Origin of the sequence: Halomonas sp. YLB-10, assembly GCF_003856855.1 — a bacterium.
In the GTDB taxonomy this organism is placed as follows: Bacteria; Pseudomonadota; Gammaproteobacteria; order Pseudomonadales; family Halomonadaceae; genus Halomonas; species Halomonas litopenaei.
The window spans coordinates 97,009-118,651 of the sequence record NZ_RRCU01000008.1 but is presented as its reverse complement, the minus strand read 5'-3'; the positions used below and the strand labels follow the sequence as shown (position 1 = coordinate 118,651).

Annotated in this window: 17 protein-coding genes; 9 read left to right on the top strand and 8 right to left on the bottom strand. The window is 65.1% G+C overall.

The annotated features are described in order from the left end of the window. Nucleotides 1–83 precede the first annotated feature (83 nt). The 6 genes from xerD to recJ all read left to right on the top strand — a co-directional run bounded on the left by xerD (nt 84) and on the right by recJ (nt 7,306). A complete protein-coding gene (gene xerD, locus EBB56_RS17590) occupies nt 84–980 on the top strand; it encodes a site-specific tyrosine recombinase XerD (RefSeq protein ID WP_253028922.1) in 897 nt (298 codons plus the stop codon). Nucleotides 981–983: 3 nt separating this feature from the next. After that, entirely contained in the window at nt 984–1,721 is a 738-nt protein-coding gene (locus tag EBB56_RS17585; protein ID WP_124804950.1) for a DsbC family protein, read from the top strand. A gap of 104 nt (nt 1,722–1,825) precedes the next feature. Continuing rightward, a complete protein-coding gene (locus EBB56_RS17580; protein ID WP_045991328.1) occupies nt 1,826–3,142 on the top strand; it encodes a homoserine dehydrogenase in 1,317 nt (438 codons plus the stop codon). Nucleotides 3,143–3,233: 91 nt separating this feature from the next. Next, nucleotides 3,234–4,625, top strand: a complete 1,392-nt coding sequence (thrC, locus tag EBB56_RS17575; RefSeq protein ID WP_124804949.1) for a threonine synthase — start codon at nt 3,234–3,236, stop codon at nt 4,623–4,625. Nucleotides 4,626–4,745: 120 nt separating this feature from the next. Further along, nucleotides 4,746–5,363: a glutathione S-transferase family protein gene (locus EBB56_RS17570; RefSeq protein ID WP_045991326.1), complete on the top strand. Its 618-nt coding sequence runs from the start codon at nt 4,746–4,748 to the stop codon at nt 5,361–5,363. A 131-nt stretch (nt 5,364–5,494) separates the two neighbouring features. Beyond that, the gene (gene recJ / locus EBB56_RS17565) at nt 5,495–7,306 is read left to right on the top strand and encodes a single-stranded-DNA-specific exonuclease RecJ (RefSeq protein ID WP_124804948.1); all 1,812 of its coding nucleotides are present in this window, start codon (nt 5,495–5,497) and stop codon (nt 7,304–7,306) included. 86 nt (nt 7,307–7,392) lie between these two features. Here recJ and EBB56_RS17560 read toward each other — a convergent pair whose 3' ends face one another. The 6 genes from EBB56_RS17560 to EBB56_RS17540 all read right to left on the bottom strand — a co-directional run bounded on the left by EBB56_RS17560 (nt 7,393) and on the right by EBB56_RS17540 (nt 13,891). Continuing rightward, on the bottom strand, nt 7,393–8,877 hold the full coding sequence (locus tag EBB56_RS17560) for a multicopper oxidase family protein (RefSeq protein WP_045991324.1): 1,485 nt from the start codon (nt 8,875–8,877) through the stop codon (nt 7,393–7,395). 190 nt (nt 8,878–9,067) lie between these two features. Further along, complete coding sequence (locus tag EBB56_RS17555; protein ID WP_045991323.1) at nt 9,068–9,508, bottom strand: DUF411 domain-containing protein; 441 nt, start codon at nt 9,506–9,508, stop codon at nt 9,068–9,070. Then, nucleotides 9,505–9,654: a hypothetical protein gene (locus EBB56_RS21940; RefSeq protein ID WP_185696471.1), complete on the bottom strand. Its 150-nt coding sequence runs from the start codon at nt 9,652–9,654 to the stop codon at nt 9,505–9,507. Before EBB56_RS21940 ends, EBB56_RS17555 begins: the two co-directional genes overlap by 4 nt. A gap of 489 nt (nt 9,655–10,143) precedes the next feature. Next, on the bottom strand, nt 10,144–10,599 hold the full coding sequence (locus EBB56_RS17550) for a VOC family protein (RefSeq protein WP_124804947.1): 456 nt from the start codon (nt 10,597–10,599) through the stop codon (nt 10,144–10,146). 95 nt (nt 10,600–10,694) lie between these two features. After that, on the bottom strand, nt 10,695–13,445 hold the full coding sequence (locus tag EBB56_RS17545) for a heavy metal translocating P-type ATPase (RefSeq protein WP_260425387.1): 2,751 nt from the start codon (nt 13,443–13,445) through the stop codon (nt 10,695–10,697). Next, entirely contained in the window at nt 13,442–13,891 is a 450-nt protein-coding gene (locus EBB56_RS17540; RefSeq protein WP_124804946.1) for a MerR family transcriptional regulator, read from the bottom strand. Before EBB56_RS17540 ends, EBB56_RS17545 begins: the two co-directional genes overlap by 4 nt. A gap of 394 nt (nt 13,892–14,285) precedes the next feature. Here EBB56_RS17540 and EBB56_RS17535 point away from each other — a divergent pair, with 394 nt between their 5' ends. The 3 genes from EBB56_RS17535 (at nt 14,286) to EBB56_RS17525 (ending at nt 18,992) form a co-directional block, all read left to right on the top strand. Beyond that, the gene (locus EBB56_RS17535) at nt 14,286–15,599 is read left to right on the top strand and encodes an outer membrane protein transport protein (protein WP_311767541.1); all 1,314 of its coding nucleotides are present in this window, start codon (nt 14,286–14,288) and stop codon (nt 15,597–15,599) included. 364 nt (nt 15,600–15,963) lie between these two features. Next, nucleotides 15,964–17,898 carry a TonB-dependent receptor domain-containing protein gene (locus EBB56_RS17530; protein ID WP_124804945.1) on the top strand — a complete coding sequence of 645 codons (1,935 nt, stop codon included), beginning with the start codon at nt 15,964–15,966 and terminating at the stop codon, nt 17,896–17,898. A gap of 47 nt (nt 17,899–17,945) precedes the next feature. Continuing rightward, nucleotides 17,946–18,992, top strand: coding sequence for an MBL fold metallo-hydrolase (locus EBB56_RS17525; protein ID WP_108131208.1), 1,047 nt, complete (start codon nt 17,946–17,948; stop codon nt 18,990–18,992). A 104-nt stretch (nt 18,993–19,096) separates the two neighbouring features. Here the strand turns inward: EBB56_RS17525 and EBB56_RS17520 are convergent, their stop codons facing one another. Continuing rightward, nucleotides 19,097–20,731 (bottom strand): ABC transporter ATP-binding protein, encoded by a 1,635-nt coding sequence (locus EBB56_RS17520; RefSeq protein WP_045991317.1) that lies wholly within the window; start codon nt 20,729–20,731, stop codon nt 19,097–19,099. Nucleotides 20,732–20,751: 20 nt separating this feature from the next. Then, on the bottom strand, nt 20,752–21,636 hold the full coding sequence (locus EBB56_RS17515; RefSeq protein ID WP_045991316.1) for an ABC transporter permease: 885 nt from the start codon (nt 21,634–21,636) through the stop codon (nt 20,752–20,754). Nucleotides 21,637–21,643 lie beyond the last annotated feature (7 nt).

Here is a 21,643-nt window from a genome sequence, read left to right as displayed (position 1 = left end):
GGGCGGGGTGTCGGTGCATTGGGGGCCTTCTCGTGCTTCACCAGTGCCCTCGATGGCCAGCCCCACAGCCCAGGAGGTGTTGCTTGAGCGCCGGCGATCGTCAGACAATCGACCGCTTCCTCGACCAGCTATGGCTCGAGCAGGGCGTCAGCGACCATACCCTGAGCGCCTATCGCCACGATCTGGAGGCCTGGGCCAACTGGCTTTCTGGTCAGTCGTGCGCGTTGCTCACGCCGGGTGAGCGGACCTTGCCGGACTGGCTGGACTCGCGTCGCGAGCAGGGCTACAAGCTCACCAGCAATGCCCGGCTGCTGTCGAGCCTCAGGCGCTTCTACCGCTGGGCCCTGGCCGAAGGGATGATCGAAGCGGATCCGCTGGCCCGGGTGCGCCTGCCGCGGGTGCGGCCATCGTTGCCGGACACCCTGGACGAGGACGAGGTCGAGCGCCTGCTGAATGCGCCGGACCTGTCCACCGCTCTGGGACTGCGCGATCGCGCCATGCTCGAGGTGCTGTATGGCGCAGGGCTTCGCGTCAGCGAACTGGTCGGTCTGACCACCGATGCGATCAATCTGCGCCAGGGCGTGGTGCGGGTGCGCGGCAAGGGGCAGAAGGACCGTCTCGTGCCGCTGGGCGAGGAAGCCGGCCACTGGCTGGAGCGCTACCTGCGCCAGGGGCGTAGCGAGCTGATGAGCGATATCCAGCGTCCGGCGCTGTTCCCCGGGCGGGGCGACGGCGCCATGACCCGCCAGACCTTCTGGCACCGAATCAAGCACTACGCCAGTGTGGCAGGCATCGATCGTCCGCTGTCGCCACACACCCTGAGGCACGCCTTTGCCACCCATCTGTTGAATCATGGGGCCAATCTGCGTGTCGTACAGATGCTGCTGGGGCACTCGGACCTGTCGACGACCCAGATCTACACCCATGTGGCGCAGGCGCGACTGGAAGCCCTGCACGCCGACCATCATCCTCGAGGCTGACCCATGAAACGCCCTCTGTTCGTGCTTTCCCTGCCCGCTCTGCTCACCGCTGCCCTGTGGACCAGCGGTGCGCTGGCGGCCCCTCCCGCCGCGCTCAACGAGCTTGAGGTGAACGGCCAGAAGATGCCGGTGAGTCAGGTGCTGGATACCCCCATGGACGGCATCTACGAGGTGCGTCTGGAGACCGGGGAGTCCTTTTACACCAACGAGAGCGGCAGCCACTTCCTGGTGGGGGATCTGTACCAGAACGCCGAGGACGGCCTGGTCAACCTGTCCGAGCAGAGCCGCAACGCCAGCCGCGCCAGCCGCGTGGCGGCCATCAACGAGTCCGAGCAGATCGTCTATCGCGGGGTCGATGAGCCCAAGGCCACCATCCACGTCTTCACCGATACCACCTGTCCTTACTGCCGCAAGCTGCACGAGGAAGTGCCGCGCCTCAACGAGCTGGGCATCCAGGTCAACTACCTGGCCTTCCCGCGTGGCGGCATGCAGAGCGAAGGCGCCCGCCAGCTCGAACAGGTGTGGTGCGCCGACAATACCAGCGAGGCGATGACCGCCGCCAAGAGTGGAGAGGTTCCGAGCGGCGCCACAAGCTGCGACAATCCGGTGGAGCGGCAGTATCATCTGGGGCTGGAGCTGGGCGTGCAGGGCACGCCGGCGATCATCCTGCCCGACGGCACCATGGTCCCGGGCTATGTGCCCGCCGAACGGCTGGCCGAGCGCCTCGGCATCGACGGCTGAGCCCGTCTGACAACACAATCGAGAAGGCTCGAGCCAGACTCGGGCCTCGCCAAATCGCTGACACAGCCGTCGCTTGCGGCGACGGTCGAGAAGGGAGAATGACATTGAAACCGGTGAGAGTGGGAATCTGTGGGCTGGGTACCGTCGGTGGCGGCACCTTCAATGTACTGACGCGCAACGCCGACGAGATCGCTCGGCGTGCCGGTCGCCCGCTGGTGATCGAGCAGGTCGCCCATCGCAGCATCAATCCCGCCTGTGACCTTACCGGTATTCGTACCACCAAGGACGTCTTCGAGGTGGCGACCAACCCCGATATCGACGTGGTGGTGGAGCTGATCGGCGGCTACGACGTGGCTCGCGAGCTGGTGATGATGGCCATCGAGAATGGCAAGCACGTGGTCACCGCCAACAAGGCGCTGATCGCGGTGCACGGCAACGAGATCTTCAAGGCGGCCCATGAAAAGGGCGTGATCGTGGCCTTCGAGGCCGCCGTGGCCGGCGGTATCCCGGTAATCAAGTCGCTGCGCGAGGGCCTGGGTGCCAACCGCATCAGCTGGGTGGCGGGTATCATCAACGGTACCGGCAACTACATCCTGACCCATATGCGCGACGAGGGCCGGGCGTTCGAGGACGTGCTCGCCGAGGCCCAGGCGCTGGGCTACGCCGAGGCCGATCCGACCTTCGACGTGGAAGGCATCGACGCCGCCCACAAGCTGACCATCCTGGCGTCCATCGCCTACGGTGTGCCGCTGCAGTTCGAGAAGGCCTACACCGAGGGTATCTCTCGGGTCACCGCCGAGGACGTCGAGCAGGCCGACAACCTGGGCTACATCATCAAGCACCTGGGCATCTCCAAGCGCACCGGTGACGGCCTCGAACTGCGCGTCCATCCGACGCTGATTCCCAAGGAGCGGCTCCTGGCCAGCGTCCACGGGGTCAAGAACGCCATCGCCGTGATGGGTGACGCCGTTGGTCCGACCCTCTACTACGGTGCCGGCGCCGGTGACGAGCCCACCGCCTCGGCGGTGGTCGCCGACCTACTCGACGTGGCCCGCGACATCTCCACCGAGCACCGCTATCGCACGCCTTATCTGGCCTTCTGCGGCGTCACCGATGACTGTGACGAGCTGCCGATCATGCCCATGGAAGACATCACCACGGCCTACTACCTGCGCCTGCTGGCGGTGGACCGCCCCGGCGTGCTGGCGCGGGTGGCGACCATCCTCTCCGAGGAGGGTATCTCCATCGAGGCGCTGATCCAGAAGGAGGCCACCGAGGGCGAACTGGTGCCGATCATCCTGCTGACCCACCGTACCCTCGAGAAGCACATGAACGAGGCCATTCGCCGCATAGAGTCCCTGGCCGACATCGCCGGCTCGGTGACCCGCATTCGCGTCGAGAGCCTCGACGAGCAGGACTGATGATGCCTGCGGGAGCGGGCCCAGGCTCGCTTTCGCGGGCGCTTCGCTGGAATCTCAGGCCGCGCCCCGGGCGGCGGCAAGGAATCACAAGATGCGCTATATCAGCACCCGCGGGCAGGCGCCCGCGCTGTCCTTCGAAGAAGTCGTCCTTACCGGCATGGCCGCCGACGGTGGCCTCTACGTTCCCGAGGACTTCCCTCACCTGAGCGCCGACGACCTGGCCGACATGGCCGGGCTGTCCTACGCCGAGATCGCCTTTCGGGTGATGAAGCCCTTCGTCGGCGGCGAGATCGACGACGACACCTTCCGTGGCCTGGTCAAGGACGCCTACGCGACCTTCAGCCACGACGCCGTGGTGCCGCTCAATCAGCTCGACGCCAACCACTTCCTGCTCGAGCTGTTCCACGGTCCGACCCTGGCGTTCAAGGACGTGGCCCTGCAGCTGCTCGGACGTATCCTCGATCACTTCCTCAAGAAGCGTGGCGAGCGCGCGGTGATCATGGGCGCCACGTCCGGCGACACCGGCTCGGCGGCGATCGAGGGCTGTCGTCACTGTGACAACCTCGACATCTTTATCCTGCACCCCCACAACCGGGTGTCCGAGGTGCAGCGCCGGCAGATGACCACGGTGCTGGCCGACAACGTCTTCAACGTCGCCATCGAAGGCAACTTCGACGACGCCCAGGCCATGGTCAAGGCCAGCTTCGCCGACCAGAGCTTCCTCGACGGGGCTCGGCTGGTGGCGGTGAATTCGATCAACTGGGCGCGGATCATGGCCCAGGTGGTCTACTACGTAGCCTCCGCCGTGGCGGTGGGTGCGCCCCAGCGTCAGGTCAGCTTCTGCGTGCCCTCGGCCAACTTCGGCAACGTCTTCGCCGGCTACGTGGCCTACCGCATGGGGCTGCCGGTGAAGCAGTTCATCGTCGCCACCAACGCCAACGACATCCTCCATCGCACCCTGGCCGACAACGACTTCTCCAAGCAGGAGCTGCTGGCCACCCTGGCGCCGTCCATGGACATCGTGGTGTCGTCCAACTTCGAGCGTCTGCTGTTCGAAGCCTACGACCGCGACGGCGGCGCCGTGGACGAGCTGCTCGGGCGCTTCCAGAACGAGCCGACGGTGCTGGCCGAAGCCCCGCTGGGCCGGCTGCGCGAGGTGTTCTCGAGCCACAGCGTGGATGACACCACCATCCTCGAGGTGATCCGCGAGGCCCACCACCGCACCCAGGAGATCCTCGATCCCCACACCGCTACCGGCTATCGTGCCGCCGAGCGCGAGCGCAGGGACGCCTCTACGCCGATGATCACCCTGGCCACCGCCCACCCGGCCAAGTTTGCCGAGGCGGTGGTCAAGGCCGGCTTCCCGGGTGTGCCGCTACCGCCACATATGGACGATCTGCTCGAGCGCGAGGAACGCTACGAGGTGCTGCCGGCTAGACTCGAAGCGGTACAGGCCTTCGTCGCCGAACATCGTCGTCGCTGAAGCCTTCGGGATGGGGCCGAGCGCCTTGCGGCGTTCGGCTCGGTTCTGTGCCAATCGGTTCTTATCCATCGGTTTTTGCCAAGGGTGCCCGCTGCCGGGCATCCCGACAGGGAGACTTCCATGAAGCTGTGGGGACGCAACAACTCGGTCAACGTCAAGAAGCCCGTCTGGTGTGCCATCGAGCTGGGGATCGACCTCGAACGGGTCGATCTGGGAGGGCCCTTCGGTGGGCTCGATACGCCGGAATTCCTGGCCAAGAATCCCAACGGCCTGATTCCCTGTCTCGAGGACGGCGACCTGGTGCTGTGGGAATCCCACACCATCGTCCGCTATCTGGCCGATGTGCACGGTGACGGTCGGCTCGCGACCGACTCTGCCGGCGCCAGGGCGCGCTGCAGCATGTGGATGGACTGGGCGCTTGGCAGTCTGGCGGGCCCCTATCGGGACCTGATCATGAACCTGGTGCGCGGCACCCCCGAGACCCGCGACGATGCGGCCATCGAGCGTGGCCTGGCCGGGTTCGAGAAGAGCCTGCGTATCGCCGACGGTGCGCTGGCTCGCCAGCCCTGGCTGTCCGGCGAGGAATTCGGCATCGGTGATATTCCGCTGGGGGCCTACGTCTACCTGTGGTTCGCCCTGGATATCGAGCGCCCGAGCCTGCCGAACCTCGAGGCCTGGTACGAGAAGCTGACCCAGCGCAGCGCCTATCGCGAACACGTGATGCTGCCGATCAGTTAAGTCGATCCAGCCGCGTTGGACGCGCCGGTATCGCGTCGGCGCAGGTGGCGGTCAGCACGCCATCTGCGCCGACCTTCTCGGTTCCCGTCACCCTCCTGCGCCACCCTCGCTTCAACCTTCCAGAGAATCCGATGTCCCACTCTTCTCCGGCAAATGCCGGCTCGAGCGAGCATGCCGAGCCGCGTCCGCGTATCGAACCGCGTCCTCGCAACGAAAGGCTGTATCGGCAGGGGCTCGAGGCCGGGCTGTCGGAGCTTCAGGCCCGGCTGCTGGCCGGACGCCTGCCCGACTACCAGGGCGAACTCGGCCCGCTGGTCGATCCGAGTCTGCGTCATCTGGTCCATCCCGAGTGTCTGGCCGATGCGCCGAGAGCGGCCGAGCGCATCGCTCAGGCGGTGGCCGAGGGCGAGCACATCGGCATCCTCACCGATTACGACGTGGACGGCATCACCTCCCACGTGGTGATCCGGCGCACCCTGAACGAACTGTTCGGGGTGCCAGAGTCACGTTTGCACAGTCTGATCGGTCACCGTATTCATGACGGCTATGGCATCAGTCTGCCGCTGGTGGAACGCACCCTGAAGCTGACGCCGCGGCCCAGCCTGGTGATTACCGCCGACTGCGGCAGCAGCGACGAGGCGCGTATCGCCAGGCTCAAGGCGGCGGGAATCGACGTGGTGGTCAGCGATCACCACGCTCTGCCCCAGGAAGGGCCGCCGCCCTCGGCCTATGCCACGGTCAATCCGACCCGAGCCGACTGCGACTACCCGGACGCCACCATCGCCGGCTGCATGGTGGCCTGGCTGTTGATGTCGCTGACCCGCCAGGTACTGATCGAACAGGCGGTACTGTCGCCGTCCACGCCCAAGCTCTCGCCCTGGCTGTCCTACGTGGCGCTGGGCACCGTGGCCGACTGTGTGTCGCTGGGTGGCAGTGCCATCAACCGGGCGGTGGTGCGCCACGGTCTTGCGCTGATCAATCGCATGGGCGAGCCCTGCTGGCGGGTAATGGCGGAGCGCCTGGGCGCCGACAGCGTGCCCTTCGACGCCGAGACCCTGGGCTTCCAGATGGGGCCGAGAATCAACGCCCGTTCGCGTCTCGACGATCCCTACGCGGCGCTTCACTTCATGTTGGCCGGGGATGACGGGGTGGCGCGGCGTCACCTGGAGACCCTGGACACCGACAACCAGTCGCGCAAGGCCATCGAAGCCGACATGGTCGCCGAGGCCAGGCTGCTGGCCCGCCGGGCGCTGGACGCCGACGAGCCGGTGGTCATCGTCTATCTGGAGAACGGCCATCCGGGGGTTCAGGGCATCGTCGCCTCGCGCCTGGTGCAGGCCTACGGGCGGCCGACCCTGGTGCTGACCCCCGCCGCCGAGGCCGGAATGCTGACCGGCTCCGGACGCTCGGTGGAGGCGCTGCACCTGCGCGATGCTCTGCAGCGCGCCCACGACCTGGCCCCCGAGGCGCTTACGCGTTTCGGCGGCCACCGGGGCGCCGCCGGCGTCGGCGTGGTGCAGGAACGCCTCGACGACTTCCGCCAGGCGCTGATCACCGCGGTCAGCGAACAGCTCGGCGATCTGGAACTGTTGCCCAGACTCTACACCGACGGTGAACTCGGCGAGCATCAGCTAAGCCTCGAGACCCTGGCCGAGATCGAGGGCCTTGGTCCCTTCGGCCGTGAGTTCGAGGCGCCGCTGTTCGAGGGGTGCTTTCTGGTGGAGCGGCTCAAGCCGGTGGGTGACGGCAGTCACCTGACCCTGGAGCTGTCCTGTCGCGGACTGACTCTGAAGGCCATCTGGTTTCGCTGCCTGACCCCGGGCCAGTTGCCGGACTTCGACGTGGGCGCCACCCTCCACTGCGCCTACAAGCTCAATCGCAACCGCTTCCGCGGACGCGAGTCGCTGCAGCTGATGGTGGAGCACGCAGAGCCCGTTGAATAAGCCGGGCGACTGAAGCGGTCGAACGAGGGTCCGTGATCCCGGCAAGCCTCGGTCTTCGTTGCCCGGAGGTCCCGGCGCTGCTGGCTTCAGGTTACCGTGAATTGTCCCATCATGCCGTTATCTTCGTGTTCGAGGATATGGCAGTGATACATGAAGGGCGCACCCAGCGAAGGCTGGTTGAAATGGACCAGCAGTTCGACGGGCTCGCGCACCAGCACAGTGTCTTTCATGCCCTTGTCACGGGTCTGCGGCGCAGAACCGTTGCGGCTGATGACCTGGAAATGCACGCCGTGTACATGGAAGGGGTGGGCCATCATTGCGCCGGTCACCTCCCATATTTCGCTATCACCCAGGTTGACCCGCTCATCGACTCTGTCCATGGAGAAGGCACGGTCATTGATGCCGAAGCTGGCCCTGCTCATCCGTGTTTCGTCCCTCCTCATGTTTCCCATGCCCATGCCCATGCCCATCTCCATGCCCATGGTCAACTCGAAGCGACGTCTGCGCAGTGCCGTTGAGGGAATCCGGGGTTCAGGGGCGTGAAGCCGCTGTGGTACCTGAAGGGAACTGCTGCCGGAGCCTTGGGGAATGAACTCGATGACGGTCGTTTCGCTAGCCCCTGACATGGGCGTCATCATGCGCATCATCGACAGACTACTGTCTGGTCCGGTAGTCAGGGTCGCAGGGCGACCATTGGAGAAATCGACGAGAATTTCGGCTCGCTCTCCTGGAACGAGGCGTAGCGAGCGCAGCGCAACAGGCTTCTCGAGCAGACCTCCCTCCGAGGCAATCCAGTGAAAGATTCTGGCGTCGGAGAACGCCAGATCGAAAAACCTGGCGTTGGCACCATTGACCATCCTCAGACGCACCAGCCGGGGAGGAACCTTTGCTACTGGGTTGACAGTGCCGTTGACCAAGAGAGTGTCGCCACGTCGTCCATGCATCGTCGTCATCATGCCCTGTGGTAATACCAGGGTTCCCTGCTCGAACTGCTTATCCTGAAGTATCAGGGGAATGTCATCGACACCGTAATCCGAGGGCAGGCCCAGCGATTTTTCATGGTCGTCACTGACGATCAACATTCCTGCCAGGCCTGCGTAGACCTGTCTGGCGGTGCGCCCATGAGCGTGTGAGTGGTACCAGAGAGTGCATGCCCGCTGACGTATCGGTAGTACCGGTCGCCAGGTGGCTCCGGCGGGGATCGTCTGGTGAGGGCCGCCGTCCAGGTTGCCGGAGACCAGCAGCCCATGCCAGTGCACGGTGGTGTCTTCACCCAGGGTGTTGGTGATGGTGACCTCGGAATCGTCGCCCTGGTGGACCCGAAGCGTGGGACCTAGGTAGCTCCCGTTGTAGCCCAAGGTGATGCTTTCTCGGCCAGGGAAGAAATGGCGCGAGCCCTCCTGAACTTCCAGCGCAATCGACTGGTGACGGCTGCGGGCATCGATCAGTTCCGGGATGTAAAGCTCGTTGAGTTGCGGCAGTGAGTACAAGCGACCTGTGGCGTTGGCTGCCAGCACGGCACCACCCGATAGCAAGGAGCCCATCAGGAACGAGCGGCGTGTCATGAACATGCTTTTCTCCTTCACGGTAACCATCTTGTTGCGCTCACATCGACAGACTGTGGCCGAACAAGCGAGTCTTTTGACTCGTCAGGTGAGAGCAGATAGGTCAAGGCGACAAGACCGGGTTGCTTGGCCCTGGATCGCTGTGGCGCTGGTGGTGATGCCCCGGCAGCTGCCGGGGCCGTGCCCGTGAGGGCGTTCAGAGCGTCATGAATGGCCTGGCCTCACCATCGCGGAACTCGTAGACGTTCCACTCCTGCTGGCGAGGGCCTGGCATGCCTGGGGTGCCGGCAGGCATGCCGGCCAGACCGATGCCGGCTGTATCGGGGTGCTGTTCGAAGAGTCGATCCAGCGCCGCGAAGGGCACGTGCCCCTCGACCGCGTAGCCCCCCATTTCGATGGTATGACAGGCGCCGAGGCCAAACGGAATGCCGAGGCGTTGCTTGATGCTACCGATGTCTCGAGTCTCGACGATGGTCACGTCGACACCACGTTGTTCCAGCAGGCGCGCGTACTCGTCACAGCAGCCGCACTGTGGATTCTTGTACAAGGTGGCAGTGTCGGGCAGATCCGCCATCGCGGGCGCCGCAGCCAGCAGGCTGGTGGCGAGGAAAAGCAGGGAGGCGTGACGGTGGCTCATGACTGTTTCTCCCGAGAGCGGTGAGTGGTGAGAAGGTACTTGCCGAGGGCGGAGATGCCGAGACCCAGCAGGATCAGCCAGGCGATCGGCATTAGCCAACCGATCCAGCCCATCGAACCCATAAAGGCGAAACATGTCGTGCTCATTGGTGTAACTCCTGACAGAAGAAGCGTGGCACCGGGGTAGGTGCCTTGTGATGTGCGGTGGTGACATGACGCTTTTTGCTGTCAGGAACGAGGAGGGCGCCTCGGCGGCGCAATGATGTGACTGGTGCCAGCCGGGACGACGATGTCGATCAAGCCGGCTGGCGGTGTGTCGTGGATGGTCGGCAACGGCGAGACGGCGGCACAGACGCTGCACTCCGGGTGTGTGTGGTCTGGTGTGTCGCTGTGGAGTGCGATACAGGGGCCTGCGCAGTCCTCCATGGCCACGGCAGTCGGTCCAGCAAGGATCGTCAGCACTACCAGCATGACCATGAGCACCATCGGTGCCATGGCCAGGCGTTTGATGCAGTTGCAAAGCAGTGTTCGAGCCGTGGGGTTCATCAACTTGCCCTTGTGGAGTTGATTGACCTCGCAAGCAGGCTTCCTATGGTCAGCCGCCGCGTATTTTCCACCGGAGTGGTTCCGGGTACGTCAATAATTTGGCCAGATGCCCGGGGTGGCGAGTTCCAGCAGATGCCCGTCGGGGTCGCGGAAGTACAGGCTCTCGCCGCCCTTGGGCCAGTGGGTACGACCCTCGATCTCGACCCCGTGGGCGTCGAGGCGCGTCTCCCAGGCACCAAGCTCCTCGCGGTCGATGGCCAGCGCCATATGCACCCAGCCGCGGCCGTCGTGGGGCGGGATGGTGCCCATGTCATCCGGCAGCACCACCGTCTCCAGGGTCTCGCCCTCGAGAAACAGCAGCAGTACCGAAGGGCCGACCTGGTAGGCGGTGAAGCGATGGTCGGCGTTGAAGGGCTCAAGCCCCATCACCTCCTCGAAGAAGGCTCGGGCCCGCGCCATGTCGGCCACGTACAGGGCGGTTTCCAGCACCGACCTGAGGCGGGGGCTGGGGCTCGAATCCAGGTCACTCACGGAAGGCTTGCTCATGGGGCGCTCCTAGGCGTGGCGGTCTCTTCAGGATAGCCAGAACCACCACACAATCAGGCCGATCAATCCCAGTCCCGTCAGGGTCACCACGATACTCATGACAGCACCTCCTGCGATGGCGGGGTGGCGGGGCGTGGCGCTCGCGCGTTCTGGGGGCGCAGGCGCTTGAGTCGCAGCCGGTTGGCGTTGGCCACTACGGTGATCGACGAGGCCGACATGGCGGCGCCAGCGATCATCGGTGACAGCAGGGTGCCGGTGAGCGGGTAGAAAAGGCCGGCCGCGATGGGGATGCACAGGGCGTTGTAGCCTAGTGCGCCCCACAGGTTCTGGCGGATATTGGCCAGGGTCGCCTGGCTGATCTCGATGGCGGCGGCGACGCCGTGAAGCGATGAGCGCATCAGCGTCACCCCGGCGCTTTCGATGGCCACGTCGGTGCCCTGGCCGATGGCGAAGCCGACGTCGGCCCGGGCCAGGGCGGGGGCGTCGTTGATGCCGTCGCCCACCATGCCGACGACTTCGCCCTCGGCCTGAAGGCGCTCGATCTCGGCGTGCTTGTCCTCCGGCGACAGTTCGGCGTGGACCTCATCGATGCCGACCTCTTCCCCAATCGCGCGGGCGGTGGCGCTATTGTCTCCGGTCAGCATCACCACCTTGAGGCCATCGGCCCGCAGTCGCGCCACCGCGTCGAGGCTGTCCTCGCGCAACGGATCCTCGATGGCGAAGCTCGCCGTCAGGACGCCGTCCAGCGACAGATAGACCAGGGTGCGGGCCTGGGCCTGCCAGTCGTCGAGCTCATGGTCAGCGAGTGTGACGCCTTCCTCCTGCATCATCGCCTCATTGCCGATGGCCAGGCGTCGTCCCTCGGCGTCCCGGGCACGCACGCCGCGCCCGGTCAGGCTTTCGAAGGCCTCGATGGTGCTGTTGGTGGTAAGAGAAGTGTTGTCGGCGTTGTTGCCAAGTTCGTCGCTGGTGTTGGTGTCGGCGGCGGCATGGTCATGGCCATGGTCGTGTGCATAGCGGCCCAGGGCCTCGGCCAGGGGGTGTTCGGAACGGGCCTCGATGGCCGCGACCAGACCCAGCAGCCGGGTGCGGTCGTCGCTGGCTTCACCAGCGAACCAGCGGCAGTCGGTGACCCTGGGGCGACCTTCGGTCAGGGTGCCGGTCTTGTCCACCACCAGGGTGGTCAGTCGACTGGCGGTCTGCAGCGCTTCGCCGGAGCGTATCAGCACGCCGTGCTCGGCGGCCTTGCCCACCCCGATCATGGTCGACAACGGGGTGGCCAGGCCCAGTGCGCAGGGGCAGGCGATGATCAGTACCGTGGTGGCGGTGACCAGCATATGGATGACCCGCGGCTCGGGGCCGAAGTGGTACCAGGCCAGGGCGGTGAGCACGGCGATGATCATCACGCTGGGCACGAACACCGCCGAGACGCGATCGGCCAGGTTGCCGATGGGTGGCTTGGAGCCCTGGGCGTTGGCCACCTGTTCGGTGATGCGCCCCAGTCGGGTATCGGCACCGACGCGGGTCGCGCGGAACACCAACGACCCCCGGCCGTTGACCGTGCCGGCGCTGACCTCGTCGCCCGGGCCTCGGGCCACCGGCGCGGGCTCACCCGAGAGCATCGATTCGTCGATATGGCTGTCGCCTTCGACCACCTCACCATCCACGGGCAGGCGCTCGCCGGGCCGCACCCGGATCAGATCGCCCTGGCGAACCTCGTCGATGGGCAGGTCCAGCTCGCCCTCTTCACGCACCACTCGGGCGCTCTGGCTCTGCAGGTCGAGCAGGCGATGCAGGGCGTCCGAGGTCCTGCCCTGGGCACGCAGTTCCAGCGCCTTGCCCAGCAACACCAGGCCGATGATCATGCTCGAGGCCTCGAAGTAGAGCCCTCGGGCGGCCTGTGGCAACCAAGGGGCAGCCACCACCACCGCCATGGAGTAGAGCCAGGCGGTGCCGGTGCCCAGTGCGATCAGGGTATCCATGTTGGCCTGGTGGTGACGCAGCGCTTTCCAGGCGCCGACGAAGAAGGCGCGTCCCGGGAACGCCAGCACGGCCAGCGTCGCCAGGCCCACCAGCCCCCAGCCAAGGCGGGCAAGACCCGTCGGCTCAGGGTGATGGATCAGCATCATCACCATCAGCGGAACCGCCAGCGCCAGCGAGGCCAGGCTGCCCTTGAGCTTGCGTCGGTATTCGCGCTGGTTGCGTTCGGCACGCTGGCGTTCGGCCTGGCGCAGGTCGACGATGGGTTCGGCGCCGTAGCCCACGGATTCCACCGCTTGAACCAGCGCCTCGGCGTCGACGTCGCCGTGGATCCGCGCGGTATGGGAGGCGAAGTTGACCTCGGCGTGCTCGACCCCTGGGGTGGCGGCCAGCGCCTTCTGCACACTGGCCACGCAGCCGGCGCAGGTCATGCCCTGGATCGCCAGACGCTGCGAAGGCGCTGAGGGCTCTTCTTGCAGTGACGCTGAGGGCTCTTTATGCAGCGACGCTGAGGGCTCTTCCTGAGGCGACGGCGCCTCGGCGGGTGCTTGTGGCGTGGGCGCGCTGTCGGCGGTTATCTGCTCATCGGTGGCACTCGCCTCGGCGGGCGCTAGTGGCGTGGTCGTGCTGTCGCTGGCTATCTGCTCATCGGTGGCACTCACCTCTGCGGGGTAGCCGGCTTGCGACAGCAGGGCGGCTAATTCGTCGGCGCCGAGGCATGAGGCAACCGACAGCGTGCCGCTCCCGGGGTCGCCTTCGACCTGGGCTTCGGCGTCGTGCTCCTGGATGGCCCGGCGCATGCGCCCGACGCAGCCCTGGCAGGACATTCCGGTCACCTGAAATTGGTGCTCCTCGAGGCGATTCATGACGACTCCCGCTGTCTGGCCGTGGCGGATTGTGGTACGGACGCCGTCGGCACGCTTTCGATCAGACGGCACAGGCTGTGTCCGTCCGGCACGCCGTCTGGCAGGTGTTGCCAGCTCTGCATGGCGTCTTCCATGCGCGCTGCCAGGGCCTCGAGCTCGGCGATGCGCCTGCGGATCTTCGGCAGCCGTTCGGCCAGCAGGTCGCGCACCATGGGGCAGGGCGAATCCCCCTGATCGGCATGGGACAGGATGTCGCGAATCTCGGCCAGGCTGAATCCCAGGGTTCGGGCGCGCTGGATAAAGTCCAGACGCTCGCGATCGCGGTCGCCATAGAGGTGATAGCCGTTGTCAGGGTCTCGATCGGGCGCCAGCAGGCCCTCGCGGGTGTAGTGGCGCACCGTCTCGGCAGTCACGCCGGTGATTCTTGCCAGTTCACTGACCTTCATGTGCACTCCTGGGCGCCCACTGGCGCTGCGCATGGGAGAACGATGGGGATAGTGTAAAACCTGTGTGTTGCACAAAGGTCAAGGGCGCCTGAAGTATGCAGGAAGCGTTTTGTTTAGCTTGTCTAAGTCTTTGAAATGACTGAATTGGCAAATGCTCTTTGACCAAAGTATGAGTAATTTGGCCATTAAAACGAACGTTTGGCCTTGAACTCTTTGGCGCCTTCGCAAACACTGCGAGCAGGCCCGTCGACAGGGCCAAGCAATTCAGGTCAAACAAATTACAAAGAATGCTGGAAAGGAACTGCGCCCGGACAAGTGCGCGGACGCAACTGCACAATAACCACTACGCCATAACAAGTACGCCGACACGCTTGCTGATAATAAGGACGCCGACATGATGCACAACAACTTCAAGCCTTTGACCCTGGCGGTTGCCGTGGCCACCGCTGCTCTTTCCGGCCAGGCGATGGCCGGCGCCTTTCAGCTCAACGAGCAGGGCGTAAGCGGCCAGGGCACCTCCAACGCGGGCCGTGCCTCCACCGTGACCGACGCCACCATCGTGTTCGGCAACCCGGCCGGCATGTCGTTTCTCGATCGTGCCCAGGTCACCGCCGGTACCGCCTTCCTGACCGTGGATACCGATATAGATAGTGCCGGCGATGGTTCCAACGAAGGCGATATGGTGCCGGACACCTTTATTCCCTTCGGCTTCTACGTCCAGCCGATCAACGACAACCTGCACTTTGGCCTCGGTGTCTATGCGCCCTTCGGCCTGATCACCGACTACGAAGGTCAGTTCGAGGGGCGTTTCTACGGTGATCGCAGCAAGGTCGAGGTGGTCACCATCCAGCCGACCATCTCGGTGAAGTTCAGCGAGCAGTTCTCGGCGGGCTTTGGCCTGACCTACAACCAGATCGATGGTGAGCTGACCGCCAATACCCCGGGAGGCCCGGTGGGGCTTTTCGATGGCACTACCGGCGCACCGCTGGGGGGGAATGGCCTGGCGGGCGAGGGCGACGTGGACGTCGAGGGCGACGATAACGCCTGGGGCTTTACCTTCGGTGCCATGTACAAGCCCTGGGAGCACACCACCTTCGGCTTCGCCTACCACTCCGAGGTGGAGTATGACCTCGAAGGCAAGGCGCGCTTCACCAACGTCCGCGCCGCTCAACCTGGCCCCGTTCCGGGATCGGTGGCGGCCGGCACCTTCTCCCAGCAGACCGACGCCGATCTGTCGATCACCCTGCCCGAGGTGTGGGACTTCTCGGTAACCCACGAGCTCAATGATCGCTGGACGGTGATGGCCGGCGCCGCCATGACCAACTGGAGCGAGTTCGATGAGCTGCGTGTCGAGAACGATGTTCGCGAGATCGTCGAGGCCCAGAACTATGAGGACAGCTGGCAGTACTCCATCGGTACCGCCTATCAGCTCAACCCCCAGTGGGTGCTGCGTACTGGCCTCGCCTACGACGAGACCCCGATCAAGGACGAGTACCGCAGCGTGCGTGTGCCGTCTGATGATCGCATCATCTTCTCGCTGGGTGCCGGCTGGACCCCGACCCCGGATCTGACCGTGGACGTGGCCTACTCCTATATCCACGAATCCGACGCCGAGCTGTCCCAGGAAGAGGAAAATCGCGGCACCTACGAGGCGGACTTCGAAAACACCGCCCAGGCCTTCGGTGCCCAGCTGACCTATCGCTTCTGACCTATCGCTTCTGACCGGCCACCACCTCGGTCCAGGCGACCGATATTGGCTTCCGCTAGAACATAGTCAGACCCTGCGCAGCGCCCCCTCCCAGGAGGGGGCGCTGTCGTTCGTGGAAGCCAGCCATGCCAAGAGAAGATATCAGCGTTGCAAGTGGAGGCCTTTCTGGAAGGGCAGGGGGTAACAACAGCGATGCTTCACCGTCAGGGTGATAGCACGCGAATCGGCGAAGTCCACTATTGTCGAACATCCCGTTGCATCGGTTTGCCGGTTTTCTGATCGCTAAACGCTGTCTGGACGTATCCCGGTTGGTTAACATTGCGAATCAATCGTATTTGGTCAATACAACAACCTGGTGCTCCGGATGTCCCTTCGCTTGATGATTCGCTGGTCTGTTCTGCCCCTGGGGGCGGCTTCCCTGTCTGTTCAGGCGCAACAGGATCTCGCCCTGGACAATATCGTCGTTACCGCTGCGGGCTATGAGCAGACGCAGACCGAGGCACCGGCTTCGATCAGCGTGGTGACCCGGGAATCGCTTGAAAAACGTGCCTACCGGGACATCACCGATGCGCTACAGGATGTGCCCGGCGTCGTGGTGACCGGCGGTGGCGATGGCGAAGACGTCAGCCTGCGTGGCATGCCGGCGCAGTACACCCTGTGGCTGGTAGACGGTCGCCGGCAGACTTCGCGGGAATCCCAGCCGAGCGGCGGGGGCGGCTTCCAGAAGGACTGGCTGCCACCGTTGAGCGCCATCGAGCGTATCGAGGTCATCCGCGGCCCCATGTCGACCCTGTACGGGTCCGATGCCATCGGTGGAGTCATCAACATCATCACCCGCAAGGTCGCGGAGGATTGGGTCACCCAACTGCGTACCGAGGCGACGATTCAGGAAGACAGTGACTCCGGCAACGAATTCAACAATCAGCTGTATGTGTCCGGTCCGCTGGCCGACGACGTCCTCGGGCTGCAGCTGACCGGTCAGTACCAGCATCGCCAGGAGGACAAGATCGAGCGCGGCTATGCCAAGCGCGAGTTTTCCAACCTGGCCGCGCGGCTGTCGCTGGAGGCTACGCCCGATCACTCACTTTCGCTTGATGTCAGTCGACGAGAGCAGGATCGCACCAGTCGTGCCGGATTCTCGCTGCCCGAGCGTTCGAGCGACGCCGAGACCGAAAATCGACACAAGACCGTTGCGCTGTCCCACCAGGGCAACTGGGGGTTGCTGACCTCGGATTCCTACGTGCAGCTGGAGGAAACCGACAACGTCGGTCGCGATATCGAAATTCGCAATACGGTGGCGGATTCACGCTGGGTACTGCCGCTGGGCGACCACTTCGTGACCTTCGGGGGCACCTGGGAGGACGAGAAACTCGAGGACACCACCACCAACGCCCTGGCAGGCACCGACGAGATCACCGTCTACCAGTACGCGCTTTTTCTCGAAGACGAATGGTATCTGACCGACAGCTTCTCGTTGACCGCCGGGCTGCGCATGGACGATCACGAGTTCTTCGGTGAGCACTACAGCCCGCGACTCTACGGTGTCTGGAGCCTGCTGCCCGACTGGACCCTGAAGGGCGGTATGTCCACCGGGTTCCGCGCGCCCAACCTGCGCGAGCTGTCCGGCGACTGGGTCCAGGAGAGCCGGGGCGGCGATATCTACGGCAACCCTGATCTGGACGCGGAAGAGTCCCGTAGCTACGAGATGGGGCTGGTGCATGATGGCGCCAACGGCCTTCAGGCCAGCCTGACGATGTTCTACAACGACTTCGATGACAAGATCTCCACCATCGCCTGTGGCGATCGCGACTGCGGTGATGCGGCGGCCGGCGACCCGGACGCCCGTACCAACGTCAATATCGATGACGCCATCACCAAGGGCATCGAGGCTGGTGTCCAGATGCCGATCGGCGAACGCTGGCAGGCCCAGGCCTCCTACACCTACACCGATTCCGAACAGAAGAGCGGTGACAACGAGGGTCAGCCGCTGACCCAGGTGCCTCGCCACCTGTTCAATACCACCGTCAACTGGCAGGCCACCGAGGCCCTCGCTCCCTGGCTGCGCTTTACCTTCCGCGGCGAGGAAAGCCAGCCGGTGAATCTCTCAAGCAACAGCAGCACCTCCATCCGGGCCCCGTCCTACGCTACCTGGGACGCGGGGCTCAGCTGGCAGGCGACACGACAGATCCGTGTGCTTTCCGGCATCTACAATCTGACCGACAAGGACATCGAGTTCGATAACTTCGGTCATGTGGACGATGGACGGCGCTACTGGGTCGGGCTCGACCTGGAGTTCTAAAGCGCGCAGCGACCCACCTAAACGAACAGCAGCGAACAGGAAGGACCATGAAAGCGATGATCGCAGGGGCCGTGGTAAGCCTCACCCTGAGTCAGACCGCCCTGGCGGTGGATGAACCTCCCCAGCAGCTGCCCGAGCAGCTGGCCGAGCAGCTGGCTGAGCGGGGCCTGGCGGCCGGACAGGCCTTCCCCGGGCTGTCCAGCCTGTGTGACCTGTCGGCCAGGCTCAAGGTGGCGGGCCAGCGTCCGAAAGGCGAGGCGGCAGAGCGGGAGCGTCGTGAGTCCAGTCGCGATGACCGGCGCCAGCGCGGCCCGGCCGAGCCGATGCCGACCCAGGTATTCGACAATCTCTACTACGTCGGCACGCCCGGCGTCGCCAGCTGGGCGCTGACCACCAACGAGGGGATCATTCTGATCGATGCCCTCAACAACAACGAGGAAGCGCAGAAGTTTATCGAGCAGGGGCTGGTGGATCTGGGCCTGGATCCCGAGGACATCACCTATCTGGTGGTGACCCACGCCCACGGTGATCACTACGGTGGTCAGCAGTACCTGGTCGACAACTACGGAGCCCAGGTGGTCATGAGCGATGCGGACTGGACCGCCCTCGAACAGCCGGAGCTGGCCATCGACAATCCCCGCTGGGGCGAGCCTCCAGTGCGCGATATCACCATCGCCGACGGCGACACCCTGACTCTTGGCGATACCGCCCTCGAGGCCTACGTGACCCCCGGCCATACCCTCGGCACGCTGTCGCTGGTGATTCCGCTGAAGGATGGCGACAGTACCCATCGGGCGGTGCTGTGGGGCGGTACCGGTTTCAACTTCGGGCCGGACGAGGCCCGCTTGCGGGAGTACTCGGCCTCCGCCTCACGAATGAAGACGATCTCTGAACAGCAGGGCGTGGACGTCTTCCTGTCCAACCATCCCACCCGCGACAACACCCTGGCGCGGATCGAGGCGTTGGAGCAGCGGCAAGCCGGCGATCCCCATCCCTTCGTCAGCGACCAGGCGCTGGGTGCCCTGGACCTCTTGATGAGCTGTTCGCTGGCCCAGGCCGAGCGTGTCTACGCAGGCGAGCATCCGACAGAGTAGAGACGTTCATACGAGCCAAAGCAGCGGCCGCTGCCTTCGCACAACAGGCGCTGCTCAAGCAGCGCCTGTTACGTTACGTAGGTAGAGCTCGTAGATCGCTTGGCCTAGGCCACCTGATCGAGCATGGCGGCGGCCAGCAGCTTGCGGGTGTATTCGGTCTTCGGCGCGGCGAACAGCGCCTCGGCGCTGCCCTGTTCCACTACCTCTCCATCCTTCATCACCAGCACGGTGTCGGCCAGTGCCCGCACCACCGCCAGGTCGTGGCTGATGAACAGATAGGTCAGGCCGTGTTTCTGTTGCAGGTCGCGCAGGAGGTCGATGACGGTGACCTGTACCGAGCGATCCAGCGCCGAGGTGGGTTCGTCGAGCAGCAGGAACTCCGGCTTGAGCACCAGCGCCCGGGCGATGGCGATCCGCTGGCGCTGGCCGCCGGAGAACTCGTGGGGGTAGCGATTGCGCATCGAGGGATCCAGCGACACCTCCTTGAGCGCCGCCATCACCTGGGCCTCGCGCTCGGCGCGGGACAGGTGCGGGGCGTGGACCTTGAGCCCTTCGCCGATGATGTCGCCAACGGTCAGCCGCGGCGACAGCGAGCCGTAGGGGTCCTGGAACACCACCTGCAGCTTCGAGCGGATCGGCCGCATGGCGGTCTTGTCCAGCACGTCGAGGCGGGTGTCGTGGAAGCGGATCTCGCCCTGGCTCTTGAGCAGCCTCAGCAGGGCGCGGCCCAGGGTCGACTTGCCAGAGCCCGATTCGCCGACGATGCCCACCGTCTGGCCGCGACGGATGCTGACGTCGATGCCTCGCACCGCCTCGAAGTACTCGCTGGGACCGAACAGGCGCTTCTTGAGGGCGAAGCGTACGCGCATGTCCTTGGCCTCGAGCACCATGGGCTCGCTGTCGGCCACCGGCGCCTTGCGCCCGCGTGGCTCGGCGTCGATCAGCATGCGGGTGTACTCGTGGCGCGGGTTGGCGAAGACCTCCCGGGTCTCACCCTGCTCGACCAGCTCGCCGTGGCGCATCACGCAGACCCGGTCGGCGAAGTGCTTGACGATGGTCAGGTCGTGAGTAATGAACAGGATCGCCATGCCGTAGCGGCGTTGCAGGTCCTTGAGCAGCTCGAGGATCTGGGCCTGGACGGTGACGTCCAGCGCGGTGGTGGGCTCGTCGGCGATCAGCATCTCCGGCTCGCCGGCCAGGGCCATCGCGATCATCACCCGCTGGCGCTGGCCGCCGGACAGCTCGTGGGGGTAGCTCGACACCCGCCTTGCCGGTTCGGGGATGCCGACCTGCTCGAGCAGGTCGATGGCCTTGGCGGTGGCGGCGCGCCCCTTGAGGCTCTGGTGGCGGTCGAGCACCTCCTTGATCTGGTCGCCGATGCGGTGCAGCGGATTGAGCGAGGTCATCGGCTCCTGGAAGATCATGGCGATATTGCCACCGCGAATCCGGCGCATGCGCTTGGCGGTGGCACCCAGCAGTTCCTCGCCCTTGAAGCGGATGACGCCCTCGGCCCGGGCGAGCTCCGGCAGCAGGCGCATGGCGGCGGTGGAGGTCACCGACTTGCCGGAGCCGGATTCGCCCACCAGCGCCAGGGTCTCGCCGGGATTGATGGCAAAGCTGACGTCCCTGACCGCCTGGACGGTGCCGTGGGGCAGCTCGAAGCTGACGCTGAGCCCCTCGATCTCGAGCAGCGCCTCGCGGGCGGGACGACGGGGGTTCTTGGGTTGTGTGTCGGTCATGGTCGCGTCTCCGTCGTCGATCAGCGGGTCTTGGGGTCCAGGGCGTCTCTGAGGCCGTCGCCGAGGAAGTTCAGGCAGAACAGCGTCAGCGCCAGGAACACCGAGGGCACCAGCAGCATCCAGGGCGAGGTCTGCATCATGTCGGCACCCTCGGAGATCAGCACGCCCCAGCTGGTCAGCGGCTCCTGCACGCCGAGGCCGAGGAACGACAGGAAGCTCTCGAGCAGGATGACCTTGGGCACCGTCAGGGTGACGTAGACGATCACCGGGCCGATGGCGTTGGGGATCAGGTGGCGGGTGACGATCTTGCCGTCCTTGACGCCGAGGGCGTGGGCCGCCTCGACGAACTCCCGCTGCTTGAGCGCCAGGGTCTGGCCGCGCACGATACGCGCCATGTCGAGCCACTCCACCGCGCCGATGGCGGCGTAGATCAGGAAGATGTTGCGGCCGAACACCACCATCAGCAGGATCACCAGGAACATGAACGGCAGCGAGTACATGATGTCGACGAAGCGCATCATCAGGTTGTCGACGCGCCCGCCGACATAGCCGGACACGGCGCCGTAGAGCACCCCGATGATCAGGCTGACGAAGGTCGCCACCAGCGCCACCGACAGCGACACCTGGCCCCCATAGAGGGTGCGGGTCAGCAGGTCGCGGCCGTTGGCGTCGGTGCCGAGCCAGTGGCCGCCTTCCAGGGTCGGGCCCACGTCGAAGGCGTTCCAGTCGACGTCGGCCAGCCCCCAGGGGGTCAGCCAGGGACCGATAAAGCAGGCCAGGGTCATCAGGCCGAGCAGCCACAGGCTGGCCATGGCCGCGCGGTTCTGGCTCAGCCGGCGCCAGGCGTCGCGGCCGAGGCTGTCGCCGACGGGGGCGGCGGTCGGGGCGAGGGAATCGGTACTCATGGCGTCG

What these genes read in the sequence shown, in the direction of transcription:
- EBB56_RS17585 (WP_124804950.1), top strand. Translation starts at nt 984, where the DNA reads ATGAAACGCCCTCTGTTCGTGCTTTCCCTGCCCGCTCTGCTCACCGCT.
- thrC (WP_124804949.1), top strand. Translation starts at nt 3,234, where the DNA reads ATGCGCTATATCAGCACCCGCGGGCAGGCGCCCGCGCTGTCCTTCGAA.
- EBB56_RS17570 (WP_045991326.1), top strand. Translation starts at nt 4,746, where the DNA reads ATGAAGCTGTGGGGACGCAACAACTCGGTCAACGTCAAGAAGCCCGTC.
- recJ (WP_124804948.1), top strand. Translation starts at nt 5,495, where the DNA reads ATGTCCCACTCTTCTCCGGCAAATGCCGGCTCGAGCGAGCATGCCGAG.
- EBB56_RS17560 (WP_045991324.1), bottom strand. Translation starts at nt 8,877, where the DNA reads ATGTTCATGACACGCCGCTCGTTCCTGATGGGCTCCTTGCTATCGGGT.
- EBB56_RS17555 (WP_045991323.1), bottom strand. Translation starts at nt 9,508, where the DNA reads ATGAGCCACCGTCACGCCTCCCTGCTTTTCCTCGCCACCAGCCTGCTG.
- EBB56_RS21940 (WP_185696471.1), bottom strand. Translation starts at nt 9,654, where the DNA reads ATGAGCACGACATGTTTCGCCTTTATGGGTTCGATGGGCTGGATCGGT.
- EBB56_RS17550 (WP_124804947.1), bottom strand. Translation starts at nt 10,599, where the DNA reads ATGAGCAAGCCTTCCGTGAGTGACCTGGATTCGAGCCCCAGCCCCCGC.
- EBB56_RS17545 (WP_260425387.1), bottom strand. Translation starts at nt 13,445, where the DNA reads ATGAATCGCCTCGAGGAGCACCAATTTCAGGTGACCGGAATGTCCTGC.
- EBB56_RS17540 (WP_124804946.1), bottom strand. Translation starts at nt 13,891, where the DNA reads ATGAAGGTCAGTGAACTGGCAAGAATCACCGGCGTGACTGCCGAGACG.
- EBB56_RS17535 (WP_311767541.1), top strand. Translation starts at nt 14,286, where the DNA reads ATGATGCACAACAACTTCAAGCCTTTGACCCTGGCGGTTGCCGTGGCC.
- EBB56_RS17530 (WP_124804945.1), top strand. Translation starts at nt 15,964, where the DNA reads ATGTCCCTTCGCTTGATGATTCGCTGGTCTGTTCTGCCCCTGGGGGCG.
- EBB56_RS17525 (WP_108131208.1), top strand. Translation starts at nt 17,946, where the DNA reads ATGAAAGCGATGATCGCAGGGGCCGTGGTAAGCCTCACCCTGAGTCAG.
- EBB56_RS17520 (WP_045991317.1), bottom strand. Translation starts at nt 20,731, where the DNA reads ATGACCGACACACAACCCAAGAACCCCCGTCGTCCCGCCCGCGAGGCG.
- EBB56_RS17515 (WP_045991316.1), bottom strand. Translation starts at nt 21,636, where the DNA reads ATGAGTACCGATTCCCTCGCCCCGACCGCCGCCCCCGTCGGCGACAGC.